Source organism: Sphingopyxis sp. BE259 (genome assembly GCF_031457495.1).
Lineage (GTDB): Bacteria > Pseudomonadota > Alphaproteobacteria > Sphingomonadales > Sphingomonadaceae > Sphingopyxis.
In genome coordinates this window covers 1,242,072-1,259,097 of sequence record NZ_JAVDWM010000001.1, presented here as the reverse complement: position 1 = coordinate 1,259,097, position 17,026 = coordinate 1,242,072, and the positions used below count along the sequence as shown (strand labels likewise).

The 17,026-nt window shown below is 63.6% G+C and carries 15 protein-coding genes; 3 read left to right on the top strand and 12 right to left on the bottom strand.

The features are described from left to right. Nucleotides 1-74: 74 nt before the first annotated feature. The 4 genes from J2X44_RS06140 to J2X44_RS06125 all read right to left on the bottom strand — a co-directional run bounded on the left by J2X44_RS06140 (nucleotide 75) and on the right by J2X44_RS06125 (nucleotide 5,128). Nucleotides 75-866: a ferritin-like domain-containing protein gene (locus J2X44_RS06140; RefSeq protein ID WP_310088647.1), complete on the bottom strand. Its 792-nt coding sequence runs from the start codon at nucleotides 864-866 to the stop codon at nucleotides 75-77. 154 nt (nucleotides 867-1,020) lie between these two features. Beyond that, a complete protein-coding gene (locus J2X44_RS06135; RefSeq protein WP_405053393.1) occupies nucleotides 1,021-1,479 on the bottom strand; it encodes a peroxiredoxin in 459 nt (152 codons plus the stop codon). Nucleotides 1,480-1,484: 5 nt separating this feature from the next. Next, nucleotides 1,485-4,190, bottom strand: coding sequence for a bifunctional [glutamine synthetase] adenylyltransferase/[glutamine synthetase]-adenylyl-L-tyrosine phosphorylase (locus J2X44_RS06130; protein ID WP_310088645.1), 2,706 nt, complete (start codon nucleotides 4,188-4,190; stop codon nucleotides 1,485-1,487). Nucleotides 4,191-4,333: 143 nt separating this feature from the next. Beyond that, nucleotides 4,334-5,128, bottom strand: coding sequence for a response regulator (locus J2X44_RS06125; RefSeq protein ID WP_310088644.1), 795 nt, complete (start codon nucleotides 5,126-5,128; stop codon nucleotides 4,334-4,336). Between the two features lie 197 nt (nucleotides 5,129-5,325). On the opposite strand from J2X44_RS06125, the gene J2X44_RS06120 reads away from it, so the two are divergent. Continuing rightward, entirely contained in the window at nucleotides 5,326-5,496 is a 171-nt protein-coding gene (locus tag J2X44_RS06120) for a NepR family anti-sigma factor (protein WP_310088643.1), read from the top strand. Between the two features lie 2 nt (nucleotides 5,497-5,498). Here the strand turns inward: J2X44_RS06120 and tgt are convergent, their stop codons facing one another. The 3 genes from tgt to J2X44_RS06105 all read right to left on the bottom strand — a co-directional run bounded on the left by tgt (nucleotide 5,499) and on the right by J2X44_RS06105 (nucleotide 9,467). Beyond that, the gene (tgt, locus tag J2X44_RS06115) at nucleotides 5,499-6,623 is read right to left on the bottom strand and encodes a tRNA guanosine(34) transglycosylase Tgt (protein ID WP_310088642.1); all 1,125 of its coding nucleotides are present in this window, start codon (nucleotides 6,621-6,623) and stop codon (nucleotides 5,499-5,501) included. A gap of 107 nt (nucleotides 6,624-6,730) precedes the next feature. Further along, nucleotides 6,731-7,219, bottom strand: coding sequence for a hemerythrin domain-containing protein (locus J2X44_RS06110; RefSeq protein ID WP_310088641.1), 489 nt, complete (start codon nucleotides 7,217-7,219; stop codon nucleotides 6,731-6,733). 58 nt (nucleotides 7,220-7,277) lie between these two features. After that, nucleotides 7,278-9,467, bottom strand: a complete 2,190-nt coding sequence (locus J2X44_RS06105) for an EAL domain-containing protein (RefSeq protein WP_310088640.1) — start codon at nucleotides 9,465-9,467, stop codon at nucleotides 7,278-7,280. 204 nt (nucleotides 9,468-9,671) lie between these two features. Between J2X44_RS06105 and J2X44_RS06100 the strand changes: the two genes are divergently transcribed. Then, nucleotides 9,672-10,088, top strand: coding sequence for a hypothetical protein (locus J2X44_RS06100; protein WP_310088639.1), 417 nt, complete (start codon nucleotides 9,672-9,674; stop codon nucleotides 10,086-10,088). Nucleotides 10,089-10,101: 13 nt separating this feature from the next. On the opposite strand, the gene J2X44_RS06095 is transcribed toward J2X44_RS06100, so the two are convergent. The 5 genes from J2X44_RS06095 to J2X44_RS06075 form a co-directional block, all read right to left on the bottom strand. Beyond that, on the bottom strand, nucleotides 10,102-11,016 hold the full coding sequence (locus J2X44_RS06095) for a hypothetical protein (RefSeq protein ID WP_310088638.1): 915 nt from the start codon (nucleotides 11,014-11,016) through the stop codon (nucleotides 10,102-10,104). Between the two features lies 1 nt (nucleotide 11,017). After that, nucleotides 11,018-13,570: a fimbria/pilus outer membrane usher protein gene (locus tag J2X44_RS06090; protein WP_310088637.1), complete on the bottom strand. Its 2,553-nt coding sequence runs from the start codon at nucleotides 13,568-13,570 to the stop codon at nucleotides 11,018-11,020. Next, nucleotides 13,567-14,397, bottom strand: coding sequence for a molecular chaperone (locus tag J2X44_RS06085; RefSeq protein ID WP_310088636.1), 831 nt, complete (start codon nucleotides 14,395-14,397; stop codon nucleotides 13,567-13,569). The genes J2X44_RS06090 and J2X44_RS06085 overlap by 4 nt, the downstream gene beginning before the upstream one ends. A gap of 139 nt (nucleotides 14,398-14,536) precedes the next feature. Further along, entirely contained in the window at nucleotides 14,537-15,190 is a 654-nt protein-coding gene (locus tag J2X44_RS06080; protein WP_310088635.1) for a hypothetical protein, read from the bottom strand. A 78-nt stretch (nucleotides 15,191-15,268) separates the two neighbouring features. Beyond that, a complete protein-coding gene (locus tag J2X44_RS06075) occupies nucleotides 15,269-15,808 on the bottom strand; it encodes a hypothetical protein (protein WP_310088634.1) in 540 nt (179 codons plus the stop codon). Nucleotides 15,809-16,342: 534 nt separating this feature from the next. Here J2X44_RS06075 and J2X44_RS06070 point away from each other — a divergent pair. Then, complete coding sequence (locus J2X44_RS06070; protein WP_310088633.1) at nucleotides 16,343-17,014, top strand: helix-turn-helix domain-containing protein; 672 nt, start codon at nucleotides 16,343-16,345, stop codon at nucleotides 17,012-17,014. The last annotated feature ends 12 nt before the right edge of the window (nucleotides 17,015-17,026 follow it).

Sequence of the window (17,026 nt, the reverse complement as noted above, 5' to 3'; positions counted from 1 at the left end):
GAGGCTTTGGCGCCGGTGTTTGTTGGTTTGGATGATTGCTCATCCCCCGCGAAGCCTGTGTGCTATCCCAATGGTTAAGACGCAATAACACCATAGAATTCTTGCGTCAGACCGGCGTCGTGGCGCGCCGAGTCGTTGAACGGCGCTTTGAGCGCACCCCGAAATCGCGCTTTTACGAGGCTGTGCCACGCTTGGGCGGCGTTGAATCCCCGTTCGTCGCACTTCCAACCGAACCAGACCGTGCCCGCGCGCACATGGCGGATTTCGTCGTTGTAAATGCGCGACAAAATATTTGCCGAAGCCTCGTCCCCCGCGTCGCGAAAGCGCGCGATCGTCGGCGGCGTGACGTCGAGTCCCCGCGCCTCCAGCACCATCGGCACGATCGCGAGCCGCGCCAATACGTCGTCGGCGGTGACCTGCGCCGCCTCCCACAATCCGGCGTGGGCGGGCAGTGCACCATAATGGCTGCCAAGCTGCCGCAGGCGGCGGTCGAGCAGCGCAAAATGCATCGCCTCGTCGGCCGCGACGCCGATCCAGTCATCGACAAACGCGCGCGGAAATTCGTCGCCAAAGCGGCCGATCAGATCAACCGCCAGGTCGATCGCAACAAATTCGATATGCGCGAGCGCGTGGAGCAGCGCGATTCGGCCGCGTTCGGAACCGCCCTTGCCGCGCCGCGGCATGCGGCTGGGTTCGAGCAGTTCGGGGTGGGCGGGCCACGCGGGCTGATCGGGCATCGGCGTATTGCAACGATGGTCGAGACGCCCCTGTCGCCACGCCCGCGCCAGACTCCGCGCCGCGCGGCGTTTGTCGTGCGGGTCGGGCGTCAGCAGGACCGCGCGCGCGGCTTCTCCTAAACTATTCATACAGGGACCAAATTTCTTTCCGTTTGTCCTGAAGAGCCATTGAGCTTGTCGAAATGGCGTCTCGAAGGACGCTCGCGCCGCGCTTAGTCCTTCGAGACGGGCCTTCGCCGCGCTCAGTCCCTCCTCAGGACGAACGGAAGCTGCTGTTGAACGCTTAAAGCGCCTTTGCCGCCTCCAGCACCGCCTCGGCATGACCCTTGACGCGCACCTTGCGCCATTCCTTGGCCAGCTTGCCATCGGCGCCGAACAGGAAGGTCGAACGTTCGATCCCCATATAGGTCTTACCGTAATTCTGCTTTTCGACCCAGGTGCCGAACGCTTCGCACACCTTACCGTCTTCGTCGGAAGCCAGCCGCACGGTCAGGCCGTATTTGTCGCGGAACTTGCACAGCTTCGCGGGCGCATCGCGCGACACGGCAAGCACCTGCGCATGGAGATGCGCGAAGTCGGGGGCAAGGCGGGTGAAATCCTGCGCTTCGACGGTGCAGCCCGGCGTATCGGCCTTGGGGTAGAAATAAACCACCAGCGGCGCCCCCGTCATCGCGGCGAGATCGATCGTCGCACCATCGGCGTCCAGCAGCGTCACCGCGGGGATGGCATCGCCCAGTTTCATACCGCTCATGTTTCACTCTCCTGCGCCGGGCGAATCGATACCCACCAATCGGCAATCTCCTGCCGCGCCGAATCATGCGCGGCAAGCAGTTGCGGCCAGCCGGGTTCGCCGCATTGGCTCGCAACGAGCTGCCGCGCCGCCGCGGTCGGCGGCTCACCCTCGGGCGCCGTCAGCCGCAGCATCACCAGCATCCGCGCCAGCAACCCGTGCGCCTCGCACACCCCGTCGGGCGCCAGCCCCGCCGCTTTCAGGCAGGCGAGCGCGGCGGCGATATTGGGGTCATGGCACTGCCCGCTGGCGAGTTGGGTCACCTGCATCGCGAACTCCAGATCGACGAGGCCGCCGGGGCCGCCCTTGATGTCGAGCGCGCCCTGCGCGGGTTTGTGCGCCGCAATTTTGCCCCGCATCTCGGCAGCATCCGTCGCAAGTTTGGCCGGATCGCGCGGGATGGCCAGCAGCTCGGCGATGATCCGCTTGACATCGGCGCAGGCTGCGTTCGACCCATAGACCGGCCGCGCGCGGAGCAGCGCCATATGCTCCCACGTCCAGGCTTCCTCGCGCTGATAGCGTTCGAAACTGTCGAGGGTGACGACCAGCGGGCCTTGCGCGCCCTGCGGCCGCAGCCGCGTATCGACGTCATAGAGCTTGCCCGCCGCGGTCGGCACCGACATCGCCGCGGTAACCCGCTGCGCGAGGCGGTTGTAATAGGTTGTCGCGCCGAGGGGCCGCGGCCCGTCGGATTCGGCGAGGTGATCGCCGGTGAACAGGTAGATGAGGTCAAGGTCCGACGCGTGGGTCAGCGCCCTGCCCCCGAACCGCCCGAGCGCCAGCACGACCAGTTCGCTGTCGGCGATCCGCCCGTGCGCCGCAACAAATTCGGCCACCGTCGCGTCGGCAAGCACGCCGAGCGCCGCCTCGGCAAGGTCGGAATAGCCGCAAGCGATCGTCAAGGGATCGGTCGCTCCGGCGACGAGCTGCACCCCATAGGCAAAGCGCCGCTCGCCGACCAGATCGCGCACCCGGTCGAGCAGACGTTCATAATCGAGCGCCGCCAGCCCCGGTTCCCATTCGGCCAGCAACGTCACCGTGTCGGCTGGCGCGTCAAAAGCGCGACTGTCGATCAGCCCCTCGATCAGCTGCGCCCGCGCGCCGAGCGCGTCGGCAAGCGTCGGGGCGAGGGCCAAAATGCGCGTCGCGATGCGTGCCAGCGCGGGTTGCGCGGCGAGCAGGTGAAAGAAGTTGATCGCGCTGGGCAGCCCCGCGACCAGCGTGTCGAACCGGGTCAGCGTCGCTCGCGGATCGGGTGCCGCGCCCAGCGCCTTGATCAGTTCGGGCAGCACCGTTTCGAGCGCGTCGAGCGCCGCCGGGCTGCGCAGCGCGCGCAATTTGCCGCCGCGCCACTCGGCGATCGTGCGCAGCGCCGCGTCTGGAGGGTCGAACCCCGCGGCCAGCAACGCCGCTGCAAGCCCATCGTCGTCGCGCGGCAGCCCGGTGGTGACTGCGCGTTCGGCGACCAGCCGGTCATAGCAGGCGCCGACGTCGGCGCTGACCGGTTCGAGCATCGCCAGCAGCGCCGCACCATCGGCCGCGCCGTCAAGGCGCGCCACGCCATCGAGTGCCGTCGGCTGGGTTGGCAGGCAATGCGTCTGCTGATCCTCGACCATCTGCAACCGGTGTTCGATCCGGCGCAGCATGGCATAATGGCCCGACAGCCGCGTCGCGACCTCCGCCTCGATCCGCCCCGCCGCGGCGAGAGCGGCGAGCGCATCGACCGTTGCGGGCACACGCAGCGACGGGTCGCGGCCACCATAGATCAGCTGGTGGACCTGCGCAAAAAACTCGATCTCGCGAATCCCGCCGCGCCCGCGTTTCAGATCAAATCCGGGTCCGAACGCCTGCCCCTGCGCGAAATGGTCGCGGATGCGGTCGCTCATCGCGCCGATTTCTTTGAGCTGGCGGAAATCGAGGCTGCGGCGCCAAATGAATGGCTGAATTGCCGACAGGAATTGCCCGCCCAGCGCCCGGTCGCCGGCCGACGCGCGGCTGCGGATGAACGCCGCCTGCTCCCACGCCAGCGCCTCGGATTCATAATAGGAGATGGCCGCGTCCACCGGCAGCACGATCGGGGTGACCTCGGGGTGCGGGCGCAGCCGCAAGTCGACCCGCAGGACGTGACCATCGCCAGTGCGCGCCGACAGGATTTCGACCATCCGCCGCGCGATCCGCACCGCGGCTTCGGTGGGATCGTCGCGTTGGCGCCGCGGCAGCGTGTCGGGATCGAAAATCAGGATCGGGTCGATGTCGGACGAATAGTTGAGTTCGTGACTGCCGAGCTTCCCCAATGCAATGACCGACAGGCCGCGCGGTTCCTCATCCGGCACGCGTTCGGCAAAGGCGGCGGCAAGCGCTGTGTCACAGGCCTGGTCGGCAAATTCGGACAGCAAGCGCGTCGTCGTCGCCACGTCATGTTCGCCCGACAGATCGCCGAGCGCGAGCAGCAGCGCGATTTGGCCGCGCCATTGGCGCATGGTCCGCATGATGTCGTCATCCGCGGTCGGCGCAGTCACCGCTGCCAGCGCCGCGTCCGTCCCGTCGGTCAGGAAGCGCGTCACATCATCCGGGTTGATTTCGGCAAGCCGCGCCAAAAACGGCGCGTTGGCGATAAGGCGGTCGAGCGCGGATTGGCGATGGGAAGCGTCGGACGTCGTCATTGCGCGCTGCTATCGCCCGCCAACTTTATGGTATCAACCCCTCCTCGTCATTGCGAGCGCAGCGAAGCAATCCAGAGCTTGTGTAAACCGCTCTGGATTGCTTCGCTGCGCTCGCAATGACGATGGCTGGAGGGGCCGAGCCCTCAGGCCGGAACGGTGCTTTCGTCGAAGAACAGCACCTGCGAAATCGCGGCGCGCAACGTCGCCGGCTGATAGGGTTTGGTCAGCAGGAACGCCGGTTCGGGACGATCGCCAGTCAGCAACCGTTCGGGGAAGGCGGTGATGAAGATGACCGGCACCTTCAGATCGGTCAGGATTTCCTGCACCGCCTCGATCCCCGAGCTGTTGTCGGCGAGCTGGATGTCGGCAAGCACGAGGCCCGGCTGATGCTTCTGCGCTTCGGCGACCGCCTCGCGGTGGGTGGTGGCGACCGCAACGACGTCATGCCCGAGGTCGCGGACGATCATTTCGATGTCCATCGCGATGATCGGCTCGTCCTCGATAATCAGGATGCGCGCCCGGGTCTGGCGATCGATTTCGTCGGTTGCCTCGGCGATCAGCGTCTTTACCGCGTCGGGATCGCGGCCGATGATCCGGCCGGTATCCTCGGCATTGAACCCTTCGACTGCGGTCAGCAGCAAGGCTTGCCGCGCCAGCGACGGAATCCGGCGCAACCGCGCGTCGGCGATCGCCATGTCGGTCAGATCGGCCTCGTCACCCGCCGCGGATGCTTCGGCCATCAGGCCGAAATTGTCGTGGACCATGCGGTAAAGCTGGATGCGAAGATCGTTGCCGGTATCTACCGCCGCGGGATTGGCGACCAGCGTTTCGAGCAAACACGCAACCAGCGCGTCGCCATTCTGCTGGCTTCCCGAGATCGCCCGACCGTAGCGCCGCAGATACGGCAAATGCGGGGCGATCGCCTGACCCAATGACATAAAATTCCCTCCTGATGCGGGTCTTAACCCGCCGAAAAACCAGCAAACGCAGCCTGAAGCGGCGCCGACCGACATAATTTCACCCTAAGGGAACGATTTAGCCGCAAATTAGTTTCATGGGGAAGAACAAACGCGCCATTGCGGTTTGATAAATGCGCGGTTAGCAACAGGGCCCATGTTAAGCGAATGCTCGAATAATGCCGTCTGAAACCGGTTCGTCACGTGGCGAGACGTCCCGGAAGGACACGGACAAAAAACCTGCCGCCAAGGCGCAGGACGTCAATGGTGCCTTGCGCCGGGCGTATGAATCGACCGTCGATGAGACGATTCCCCAATCATTGCTGGATCTGCTCAGCAAGTTGGACTGACGTCAGCGCCGGTAACGCGCGTCGAAATCACTCTGAAACGCGGCGAATTTCCCGGCCGCGATGGCATCGCGCATCGCCTGCATCAGGGCCTGATAGAAATGCAGATTATGCTGCGTCATCAGCATCGCGCCCAGCATCTCGCCCGACCGGACCAGATGGTGCAAATAGGCGCGCGACCAGGTCGTGCACACCGGACAGGCGCATGACGCATCGAGCGGCGCCTGATCCTCGGAAAATTTGGCGTTGCGAATGTTGATCGGCCCATCCCAGGTAAAGGCTTGCCCGTTGCGGCCCGACCGCGTCGGCAGCACGCAATCGAACATATCAACCCCCCGCGCGACCGCGCCAACCAGATCGTCGGGCTTGCCGACCCCCATCAGATAGCGCGGCTTGTCGGCGGGCAATTGCGCGGGGGCATAGTCGAGCACGCCGAACATCGCCGCCTGCCCCTCGCCCACCGCGAGGCCGCCGATCGCGTAACCATCGAAACCGATGTCGGTCAGCGCCGCCGCCGATCGCGCCCGCAATTTTTCGTCGAGCGATCCCTGCTGGATACCGAACAGTGCTGACCGCGTCGCATGATCGCCGCCGACATCGAACCCGGCACGGCTGCGCGCCGCCCAGCGCATCGATCGCTGCATGCTCGCCTCGGCGCGTTTCGCATCGACCCCGTTCGGCGGACATTCGTCAAACGCCATCACGATGTCGCTACCGAGCAGGCGCTGAATTTCCATCGAGCGTTCGGGGGTGAGCATATGCTTAGAACCGTCGAGGTGGCTCTTGAACGCGACCCCCTCTTCGCTCTGCTTGGTCAGCGCTGACAGGCTCATCACCTGGTAGCCACCGCTGTCGGTCAGGATCGGGCGGTCCCAGCCCATGAATTTGTGCAGCCCGCCCAGCCGCGCCATGCGTTCGGCGGTCGGGCGCAGCATCAGATGATAGGTGTTGCCGAGGATGATGTCGGCGCCGGTGGCGCGCACCTCAGCCGGGCGCATCGCCTTCACCGTCGCCGCGGTGCCCACGGGCATGAAGGCAGGCGTGCGGATTTCGCCGCGCTTCATCGTAATCGTGCCGGTGCGCGCGGCGCCGTCGGTCGCGGCGATCGAAAAGGTGAATCTGTCGGTCATCGGGCGCGCCTATGGCGGCGGGGTGAGCAAAAGTCGAGCTATGGGCGATCTTCCCTGTCGCGTAGCGACGGGGAGGATCGTTTAAATCCGCTTCCGCTCGAACCCAATTATTCCTTCTCGTCCTCGCTCGACGGCTCGTCGGCGGCCGCCTTCGCCTTTTCCTTCGGCTTTTCCTTTTCAAAGATGGCGACCAGTTCCTTCTTTTTCGCTTCCGACAGGCCCTCTTCGGCTTCGGGGAACATTTCGTCTTCTTCTTCCTCGATATGGTGGAGGTAGCGGTGCTTCATCGTGCGAAAGCGGGTCAGCCAGCCGGTCGAGGCGAAGTCCATCTCGTAAAGCTCGGTCAGCAGGTCGTCGATTTCCTTGTGTTCCGACACGCTGTGCTGGGCGTCTTCGCGGAGGTCGGGTTTGCCGAGCATCGTCGCATAGAGCGACATCTCTTCGGACGCGGCGTGCGCGGTCACCTCGACGCGAAACGCCTCAAACAGCTTTTCGCGCTCGGGGCTGTCGCCCTTGGTTTCGTCGATCTGGTCGAGCAATTTGCGGTGGCGGTCGTGATCGGCCTTCAGTCGCGCAAAGATTTTGGTTTCAGCCATGGTCTTCTCCTGTTTCGGAGCAAAACGGGCGATGGCGCGGACGGTTCCACGCCTGCGATCAGGCGGCTTTCCAGTCGCTCGTGGTCGTAAACATCGGCAGCGCCATCGCGGCGGTCGATTGCGTCGCGGCGGCGATCAGATAGGGCGACACGCGGTGCCGCGTACACAGCCCGCCATTGCCGTCGCTGACCATCGTTTGTTCGAATTCGACCCCCTGTTGGTGCTTCATCGACCGGCGGACGGTGGCAGTGACGAGCTGCCCTTCGCCGAAATCGATGACAAACTGGGTGCCGAGCGGGACATTCAAAATGCCCTCGATAAAGGCGCCGGTCGACGACAGGTTACGAATCACCACGTTATAGCGGTGGTTGTCATGGATCGCCCCAACCGTGCGGAACAGCGAGAAACGGTCGTTGCGCTGACGCGCCGGCCCCGCCGGCTTGATCATCCACGATCCCGCCTCGGCATGTTCGAGCAGCTCATCATGCGGCACCGGCTTGCTGTACACATAGCCTTGAACATGGCTGACGTTGAGCTTGCGGATGAGGTCGAGCTGATCGAGCGATTCGATGCCCTCTGCGGTCGTTTCCATCTCTAGCGCTTCGGCGAGCGCGACGATCGCGGCGATGATCGCGCCGTTGCGTGACCCCGGCACTGTGGCGTCGCGCACAAAGCTCTGGTCGATCTTGATCTTGTCGAACGGCGCGGTCTGCAAATAGCTGAGCGACGAATAGCCGGTGCCGAAATCGTCGAGTGCGAGGCGCACCCCCAATGCTTTCAGCGCGTTGAACATCTTGCCGGTTTCCGCGGAGTCGCCAAGGAACACGCTTTCAGTGATTTCCAGTTCGAGCCGGTCGGGCGCCAGCCCGGTCGTCGCGAGCGCGCTGGCGATGATCTTGGGCAAGTCTTCGTTGGCAAACTGGATCGGCGATACGTTGACCGCGACCCGCATGTCGCCGGGCCATTTGATCGCATCCTCGCACGCCTTGCGCAGCACCCATTCACCAAGTGCCCAGATCAGATTGGCTTCCTCGGCGATCGGAATGAAGACCGCCGGTGAAATCAGCCCGCGCTCGCGGTGCGTCCAGCGGACCAGCGCCTCGACCCCGGTCACCATATTCGACTTGGCGTTGACGACCGGCTGATAGCTCAGCTCCATCTCGCCGCGCGCCAAAGCGTCGCGCAGATCATCTTCGAGAGCGCGGCGCACCTCGGCGGCCTGATGCAGGTCGCTCGAATAGAAACTGAATCGGCCGCGCCCGTTGCCCTTGGCGGCGTAGAGCGCCAGGTCGGCGTTCCGGACCAGATCATCGCTGCTCAGCCCATCGAACGGTGAAATCGCCACCCCGACCGAGGCGCCGATGATACAGCGGCTGCCCTCGACCGAATAGGGCTGCGACAGGCTGTTGATAATGTCGGCGGCCATGTCGCCCAATTTGCCGCGGTCGTCGATGTCGGGCAGAATGATCTGGAATTCATCGCCGCCGAGCCGACTGACCATTTCCTTGTCGCCGACAATCTTGAGCAGGCGTTCGGCGACCTGTTTGAGCAGCGCATCGCCCGCCGGATGACCCAGCGTGTCATTGACCTGTTTGAACCGATCGAGGTCGAGCAGCATGATCGCACAGACGCGCTGTTGCGTGGCAAAGGCGGCGAGCGTGGTGTCGAGCTTTTTCGAGATGTTGAAGCGGTTGGCAAGCCCGGTCAGCGAATCGTAAAGCGCCAACCGCGATGCATCCTCCGCGGATCGGCGCTGGGCCGTGATGTCGGTGCCGCTGCCGCGATAGCCGGTGAACTTGCCGCCACTGTCGAACTGCGGCCGCCCCGAAATCGCCCACCAGCGGTCATCGCCCTCGAACGCGCTGCGGAGCGGCAACTCGTCGAATTTCGATTGTTTGGTGAGCAGGAACGGCAAGGTGCGCTGGCGCTCGCCATGGCTGTCGACGGGCAGGAACAGCTCGGTAAAGATCGTCCCCAGCAATTCGCCGCTGGTCCGTCCCATCAGCCGCGCCACCGAATCGGTGATATACGTCAGGCGCCCTTTGGCGTCGGTCGACCAGAACCAGCCCTGGCCGCTTTCTTCGTAATTCTGGAGGAGGAGGAGGGCTTCGCGGGTATGCAGGTTCGGCGCGACGTCGCCGCGCGGTTTACTGATACGCGATCCGATCATGCCGAAAAAGCCGCGCTGGCTTTCATCAACACCTGAAACCGTTTGTTCGCCCACATCGATCCGCGATGGTCCGTCCATCAAATCACACTCTTGCTGGCCCCCACATGGTGACCGCTATGCGCACAATGCCTTGCGATAACGTAAATAAATCGGGAACCATGGTGCTGGCGCGATCACCGCGCGGGCCCGCGCCGCGGCAGCAAATTGTTAACCAGCTTTGGCGAACGGGGAATTAACTACTGCCCCGCTAAGACGCCCCTCGGATTTGTAGGGGCTGATGAAATGTCGACCGCGATACAGAATATGATCAAGCTGAGCTGCACGGCCGTGCTGCTCGCGTCCACCCCCGCGTTGGCGAGCCAGCAGGCGACCGGAACCTTTCAAGTCACCGCGACCGTACCAATGGCGTGCTGGGTCGATCATAGCGTCCAGGCTGACGCGCTGGCCAATGCGCCGGGGCTGGTGACCGAAGGATGCAACAATGCTTCGGGTTACATGGTGTCGGCGCAATATCGGCCGCTGGCGGCGACCGAAAGCGCGCGTCTGGTCTATGGCACCAATATGGTCGATCTGTCGGCGCTCGGCGCAGACGAAGTCCACCGTGAATATGGCCCGCGCATCCAGCAGATCGCCTACCGGTTCGATCAGGTGTCGCTCGACGCGCCCCTGACGCTGTCGCTGACGATCCAGCCGATCTGACCTGCGATCGCCCCTAAAGCGCCGCGACGGTAAAGGTCACCGTATCCATGTAACCGCCGGCCCTTTTGCCGGCGGTTTCGCCGATTTCGATCCGCACCGGATAATTGTCGAACCGCGCGCGCCGCGACACGATTTCAAAGCTGTCGGGCGACGTCAGGTCAAGGTCATGGCGACCCAGCCGCAGCCGGTAATCGACGAACCACTGCGCGCTTTCATGCTTTAAGCGGCCCTGATTTTCCGACACGATCGAGACGCGATAGCCGCCGGTCGAAATGACATAGAGGGTGATCGGCAGATCCTTGGCGCCCGGCGACAACTCGCCCAGATCGACCGAATTGGTGCCGCGTGCCCGCGCCAGCTGGCCTTTCAGGCCGATCAGCGCCGCGGGCAGAATGTCGATGCCCAGCGTCAGCGGCTTGGTGCCGAGCAACATGCCATCGTCGCCCGACACGTTGAGGTCGAGCGACTGGGTGTAGCGACCCTGCGACGTCGCGCTGTCCGGCGCGGCCGCAATCGACAGCAGCTCCATGCTGCGTTCGCCGGGCATCAGGCGGATTGCCCGGCCGCCCATGCCGCGCAGGTTGCGCCCGGCCCGCGGCGTGATGTCGTTGCTGCCCTTTTCATCGACCAGCTGGTACGGAATCGACTGCGCGCCATCATCGGATGCAAAGCCAAAGGTTTCTCCGCGCAGCGACGCGCCCAGGCGCCCGACACATTCGCTGTCGCCGCGGTTCACCACATTGACTTCGACCGTCCCGTAAGCGGCGCCGGCCTCCAGCGGATTGTGGCGGATCACCAGCTGGTCCTGGACCGGTTCGACCGACAGGTTGCACGCCGCGTGCGCCGCCGACGGCGCAAAGGCGGCAATGCTGCAGGCGGCGGCGCAAAGATGCGGCCAGCGTGCTCGATACTTGCGCGTCATCGTCATCTTACGGACCTTCCTTGCGCCCCAGCTCGACCACGCCGAGCTCCAACAGGCCATCATTGTCTTCGGGCACCCGGAACGTAAATGCCCCATGGCCGCCCGAGTGGAACTGCACGCTATATTCGGCGCCTGGCTCCAGCTTGGCGATAGCAAATCGGCCTGCCGTATTGGTAAAGAACGGCTCTTCTTTTGCATCGGCGACGTCGGTGCGGCGCAGGATGCCGCTCACCAGTTTCAACGGCTGGCCGTCGCGGCCTTTCAGCGTGCCGATGGCGCTGACGAATGCGGCGCTGCCGACCTCGATCACATAGCCGCTCTTGTAGGCGGGCCGGACGCGCTTGACGCCTTCGCCGATGTCATAGCCGCGCGGCGGGTCGATCACATCATAGCGCACCGACTGGTTGATGAAGGCGGTCAGCGAATTTTGCACCGCGGGGCCGAGTGCGCCGCTCTTGCTGACATAATTGCCGCCCTCCAGCGCGTCGCCGACGATGACCTGACGATCCTTCAGCGTCTTGTGCGGATAGACGAGCGCGAAGCTGTCGTTGATCGTGCGGCCGACCGCGACCTTGCCGCCCGCATAGGCAATCGAACTGCCGACCCGCAACGTCGTGACCTGGCTGTCGCCGATATTGTCGAAACTGTCGCCGAACACAGTATGGGTCAGATTGGCGTCGAAGCGGTTGCCGACATAATCGACCTGCCCACCAACCGAGGTCGCGCCGTCGGTGTAATTGGTCGCCAGCGAATAGCCGAACGATCCGGCACGATTGTCGACCGTCTGCTGATAACGCGCGCTGCCGTTGTTGCGGAGCGAATTGTAGCGCGCCTCGGCACGCCGGTTATAGCGCGGCTGCCAGACCAGGCCGACCGTCACGCCAAACCCGTTGTTGCGGCCGAAACCGCCGGGAAAGCCCGACTTCACATATTCGGCACCGAACTGTGCCGTCCATTCGCGATTGAAGCGATAATTGGCGGTGGTGCTGAGGCTGTAGGCATCGTTGAACAGCGGGCTGCGGCTCTTGCGATACGACACGTTCGTCGTCGCGAACAATTTTTGCGAGAAACGCTTGGTATATGCGGCGCTGAGGTTGAACGAGATCGGATTGACCCCCTCGATCCCGCCCACCGTGCCATAACGGCGCGAGGTGTAATCGACGATGACGGTCAGCGTGTCATAGCCGGTCGCGCCGCCGATGATCTGGTCATAACCGACCGTCGCGGCATAGCCGGTACCCTCTTTGCTGTGGCTGCCGCCGACGTCGAGACGGATCCGGCCGCTGTTCGCCAGCAGGAACTGCGTCTGGCCGGTGATGTTCTGGACATCTTCCGACAGCTGGGCGCCGATGCCGATCGCGGGCCGGTTCAAAAACGCCTTGCGCCAGAAGCCGGTGAATACCGGCGTCTTGCTGGAATAGTCGGGGTTGCCGAATCCGCCATCGTCAAGAATGCCGACATAGGCGCCATATTCATAGTCGCCGGGTTCAAGGTCGATGGTGTCAAGATACGCCTGATAATCAAAGGTTTCGCGCGCGCCCGACTGACCCTGCACCTCGATCTGGACATTGTTGCTGCCGGTATCGAGCGGCAGGTTGGAAATATCATATTGGCCGGGATCGAGGGTGAATTCGCGCTGATAGATGCCGTTGCGGAGCACGCGTACGACCGATTGTTCCTGCAGCACCAGCCGCCGACCGCCCGCCAGAACATTGTTGCGGAACGAATCGAAGCGCTGGCGCTGGCGCACCACCCCGATCCCACCCATGTTGATGAAACCCTGGCGTCCGCGCGTTTCGGGATCGAGGTCGCCGAGGAACCACCGCCGCGCCTGTTCGGGCTGGTCATAGACCAGCCGCGCATAGCGGCGTTCGAATTTATATTTGTCGGTGAAGAAATCGCGCCGCGCCTGCGCGTCGGCTTCGAGCACCAGATTGTTGTAACGCACGGCGCCGTTCAGGAACAGCTCGGGCTTTTCGATATTGCCGGTCTGCGAAATGCGCGACACGGTCGTGCTGAGGTTCAAAAAGGCGCTGAACGGCAGCGGCGGGTCGCCCGGCTCTTCGGCCTGGCGGTTCTGGTACAGGATTTCGACCGAGCGTTTTTCGGGCGCAATCTTCAGCACCAGCACCGCGAGTTGCTCGGGATCATATTCGAGCCGGATGCCGGATGTCGAGACATCGTCAGGCAGGAACCGTTCCTTGTCGCCCAGCAGCGCGCGCAGTTCGGCCTGCGCCTCAGGGGTCAGCAACGGCCCGATCAGCGCCAGAAACCCCTCGGTGCCGACGACGAAACGATCGTCGCTGGTCAGCAGGACCGGCAGTTCGCCCAGCACGCGGCGGTTGAACTGGAGCGGCGCGGTGATTTCGATATCACGGTTATACGGATTGATGTCGGGACGCCGTGCCAAGGCTTCGGGCGAATCCGGGATGGCGCTCTGCACAAAATTCGCGGCAGGCAGCGCGGTCTCGACGACTTCGGAAGCGGCGGCGTTCTGACCGCTGAGCAGTCCGACACTGATCGCGATGGCACTCCCGGCACCACGGACCCACAACCTCACCGAATGAACCGCATCGTCATCGGTTTCGCGGGATCGAGCGCGACCCCGGTCGGGATCGTGAATGTCCGCTTGCCGCCAGCCGGAGCGAGGTAGCCGACCCCGACGAGCTGCGACACTTCTTCGTTGCCATAGGTACGTTCAAAGGGCTTGCCGTCGGCGGTGGTCGCGGTGACGACCCATTTGGCGCCGCTCATCAGGGCATAGCGCGTGCCCTTGTTGGCGACCACGACCTTCAGGCCGGGCTGCGGTTCGGGGGGCTTGGCATCGGCGGGTTCGGCGGCTTTCAACGCGGGGTCGATTTCGGGCACCGGTGGCAGCACCATTTCCGGCGCCAGCGACACCACTTCGACGTCGGGCTTGGCCCCCGGCGGCGCGACCACGATCAACGCCTTCATGGTGTAGAGAATGTCGATCGACACCGATGCGTCGGTGCCCTGAATCTTTTGCGGATTGGTTTCGACCGGCAATTGGCGAACCCACAGATAATAGGCCTGCGAGGTCGGGATGTCGGGGCGACCGATCCATTGCACGCGAACAACCTGGCGGCCCGACACGGGGACCAGGCCTTGCGGCGGAAAGGTGATGAAGTCGTCGTCGGCAGGGGTTTCGATCAGCTTGCCCGATTCGTCGAAATCGATGCGCGTGATCTTGGTTTCGAAGGGCATCGAGACCGAGCCGACGTTGCCGACTTCGATCCGCGCCACGGCACCGCCGCCGGTAGTCGACAGTTCGGAAACCATTGGCGACACCCGCATCGCAAGCGCCGAGGTCGAGGCGATGATGCCCAGAAACAGCAGGACCGCGCCGAGGCGCAGTTTCGTGAACAAGCCCGCAAGCCGCAATTTGATCATCCGCCCCTCGCACGGGGACATCATCGGTGCGACCACAGTCGCCCTTGCCCCGTCCCCCATAAAAAATGTCGGGGGGGACATTGCTGTCCCCCACGACATCTAACGTCCTGGTGCCTTAGAGGGCAGCCAGCTCAACCGTCACGGTGTCCGAATAGGTGCCGGCAATCAGCGCCTTCGTCGGATCCGAGATGTCGATGCGGAACGCAGCGCCCGACTTCCAGGCTGCGTTCGACTTCGAGTCCTGATCTTCGGTCGTGCTGACCGAGAACTGGCTGATCGAAGCCTGCGGAACGAGCGTGCCGACAGCGCCAGCAGTGTACTGGGCAGCGATCGAGTACGGGATGTTCGCCTGGAACACGTTGCTGTCGTAACCGCCGACGTTGGCGGTGTTGCGCAGACCGTCAACACCGTTGGTCTTGCGGATGGTCATGGTGTTCGAGGTGTTGCAGCCCGCGAGGTTGGTGCGGGTGTGGCCGTTGGCCGGGCCGACCGAGGTGAAGACGTTTTCAACGGTGCTGGTTGCGTCGGCATAGATGCCGATGGTGCCGAAGTTGACGTCGTTCAGGTCGCCGCCGGCGCCCAGAACACAAGCCTGGCTGACGGTGCCGGTGATCGTGAAATCAGCGGTTTCCGAAGCGGCGGCGGTGCCGACGTTGCCGGGATTCGCGCCGTTGACGAACGTTGCGTTCGCCGCCGGGGTGGCCTGTGCCATCGCCGTGGTGCTGGCGAGAGCGGCAACAGCCGCAGTGATAAACAGAGAAACCTTCATGTTAAAACTCCCTTTCATATTAACTTACATGCACTTCACTTAAACTAACGACCCAACTGGCTTGATCGGCCAGCATTTCTAGACGCGCGGATTGATCACGATCGTGATCGAATCCACATATTGGCCCGCGAGCAGATCGCGGCCCTGCACCATTTCTGTTTGCAGACGGATTTCGCCGCCGCCCGCCGCAATCGCGTCGCCGCTGTTGAGCGCGGCGCCTGCGATCATCTGATTGCTGGTGAAATCGGCGTGGAGCTGCGTCGGTGACGGCGACAGCGCCGGAACCGTGACCCCCAGCCGATACGGCACCAGGCCGACATATGGCCCCTCACCCTGCGGCTGGGTGGCATGGGCGATGCCGCCCGACGCCGACCGAAAGACCATTTCAAACGGGACATTGCACCCGACGTCGAAGCGCGCCGTGGCCTGCTTATCGGCCGCCAGTTCGCCTAGGCTGATCGTCGTACCGCCGCCCACCGAGCATTTCGCCGTGATGTGGCCGGCCAGAACCACATTGACCGACGCCCCGTCGAAAGCCGGCGCGCGGTCCTTTGCATGTCCTGCGGTCGCGAGCGTCGACAACAGCATAAAGGCTGTAGCCGCGCTGAATCGCGCCACCTTGCAGCGAAGACGATAGGCCAAAAAACCCCCAATGCCGGGCAGGATGCCTGATGTTCTCAAGGCGTCGCACCGCGGGCTAATCTTGTTCTCGCCACCCCCGTGGTCGAAGAATCGTTCAAATCTGTTTGAGAAAATAAACAATTTATTTACATTGGCAATGCCGATACCGCTCGGCTCGGCCCGTTTCGGGGCCGCGATCGGACTATGTTCCCCTTTGATACAGCGGCCAGCAAGACGTTAAAATTGTGACTTAAATGCGAAATCGCTGAATCTTCTGGGTTTATCGAGGGATCTGCGACAAGATTCGCGCCGATGCCCGCCACTGGCGGCACTGAACGCCGGCCGCAACGCAACTTAACTTTTAATTTAGTCGATAGCTAATCAGCGCCGTTGGCGCGGCGCGGCACAAAGCTGCTTCCGGCGGCGTCCTCGGCTGATCGGTCTGGACGGTCGTCGCCGCGACGGAACGCATGGTCGCATTATCGCTCCGGTAACGCTCCCTTAACTGAACCGGGCCGACTAATGGGCGCCATGGCCATTTCTGTGTTCATCGACAAGGCTGCCCCTTCCGGGGTCAAGAGCCGCAGCGCACGACGACAGCTGCGTCTGCGACTGCGACTGCAGGGTGCCAAGGCGCGCGGCGTCGATGTCGAAGTGCTGGTGCACAATATTTCGGCAACGGGATTGCTGCTGGAAGGTGCGGCGACGCTGGCACCCGGCGACGCGATCCAAATCGATCTGCCGCACGCCGGCGCGACCAGCGCCCGGGTGATCTGGGCCAGCGGCCCCCTCTACGGCTGCCAGTTCGATGCGCCGATCTCGGCGGCCACGCTCAGCGCCGCCCAATTGCGCGCCGTGGTCGGCACCGACGGCGGCGAGGATGCCAGCAACAAGGGCGCCGTCAGCGAAACTTTTGGCGTCCGCCTGCACCGGCTGCGCACCGCGAAGCGGCTGACGCAGGTGCAGATCGCCGCCGAACTTGGCGTCAGCGAGCAATCGATCTCGGCCTGGGAGCAGGACAAGGCGCGGCCCAAAATGGGTCGGACAAAAGTGCTGGCGGCGCTGTTGGGGGTCGAGCTGGCGGAATTGCTGGGGATCGGCGAACCCGAAAGCCTGAGCGACGTCGTCGCCCGTGCCAAGGCGCAGCTTGCCGAGGCCGCCGATGTCGGCATCGACAATGTCAAGATCATCATCGAGATTTAGTCGGGCACAAGC

Bases quoted from the DNA above. Each gene is read 5' to 3' on its own strand.
- J2X44_RS06140 (WP_310088647.1), bottom strand. From the start codon at position 866: ATGAATAGTTTAGGAGAAGCCGCGCGCGCGGTCCTGCTGACGCCCGAC.
- J2X44_RS06135 (WP_405053393.1), bottom strand. From the start codon at position 1,479: ATGAAACTGGGCGATGCCATCCCCGCGGTGACGCTGCTGGACGCCGAT.
- J2X44_RS06130 (WP_310088645.1), bottom strand. From the start codon at position 4,190: ATGACGACGTCCGACGCTTCCCATCGCCAATCCGCGCTCGACCGCCTT.
- J2X44_RS06125 (WP_310088644.1), bottom strand. From the start codon at position 5,128: ATGTCATTGGGTCAGGCGATCGCCCCGCATTTGCCGTATCTGCGGCGC.
- J2X44_RS06120 (WP_310088643.1), top strand. From the start codon at position 5,326: ATGCCGTCTGAAACCGGTTCGTCACGTGGCGAGACGTCCCGGAAGGAC.
- tgt (WP_310088642.1), bottom strand. From the start codon at position 6,623: ATGACCGACAGATTCACCTTTTCGATCGCCGCGACCGACGGCGCCGCG.
- J2X44_RS06110 (WP_310088641.1), bottom strand. From the start codon at position 7,219: ATGGCTGAAACCAAAATCTTTGCGCGACTGAAGGCCGATCACGACCGC.
- J2X44_RS06105 (WP_310088640.1), bottom strand. From the start codon at position 9,467: ATGGACGGACCATCGCGGATCGATGTGGGCGAACAAACGGTTTCAGGT.
- J2X44_RS06100 (WP_310088639.1), top strand. From the start codon at position 9,672: ATGTCGACCGCGATACAGAATATGATCAAGCTGAGCTGCACGGCCGTG.
- J2X44_RS06095 (WP_310088638.1), bottom strand. From the start codon at position 11,016: ATGACGATGACGCGCAAGTATCGAGCACGCTGGCCGCATCTTTGCGCC.
- J2X44_RS06080 (WP_310088635.1), bottom strand. From the start codon at position 15,190: ATGAAGGTTTCTCTGTTTATCACTGCGGCTGTTGCCGCTCTCGCCAGC.
- J2X44_RS06070 (WP_310088633.1), top strand. From the start codon at position 16,343: ATGGCCATTTCTGTGTTCATCGACAAGGCTGCCCCTTCCGGGGTCAAG.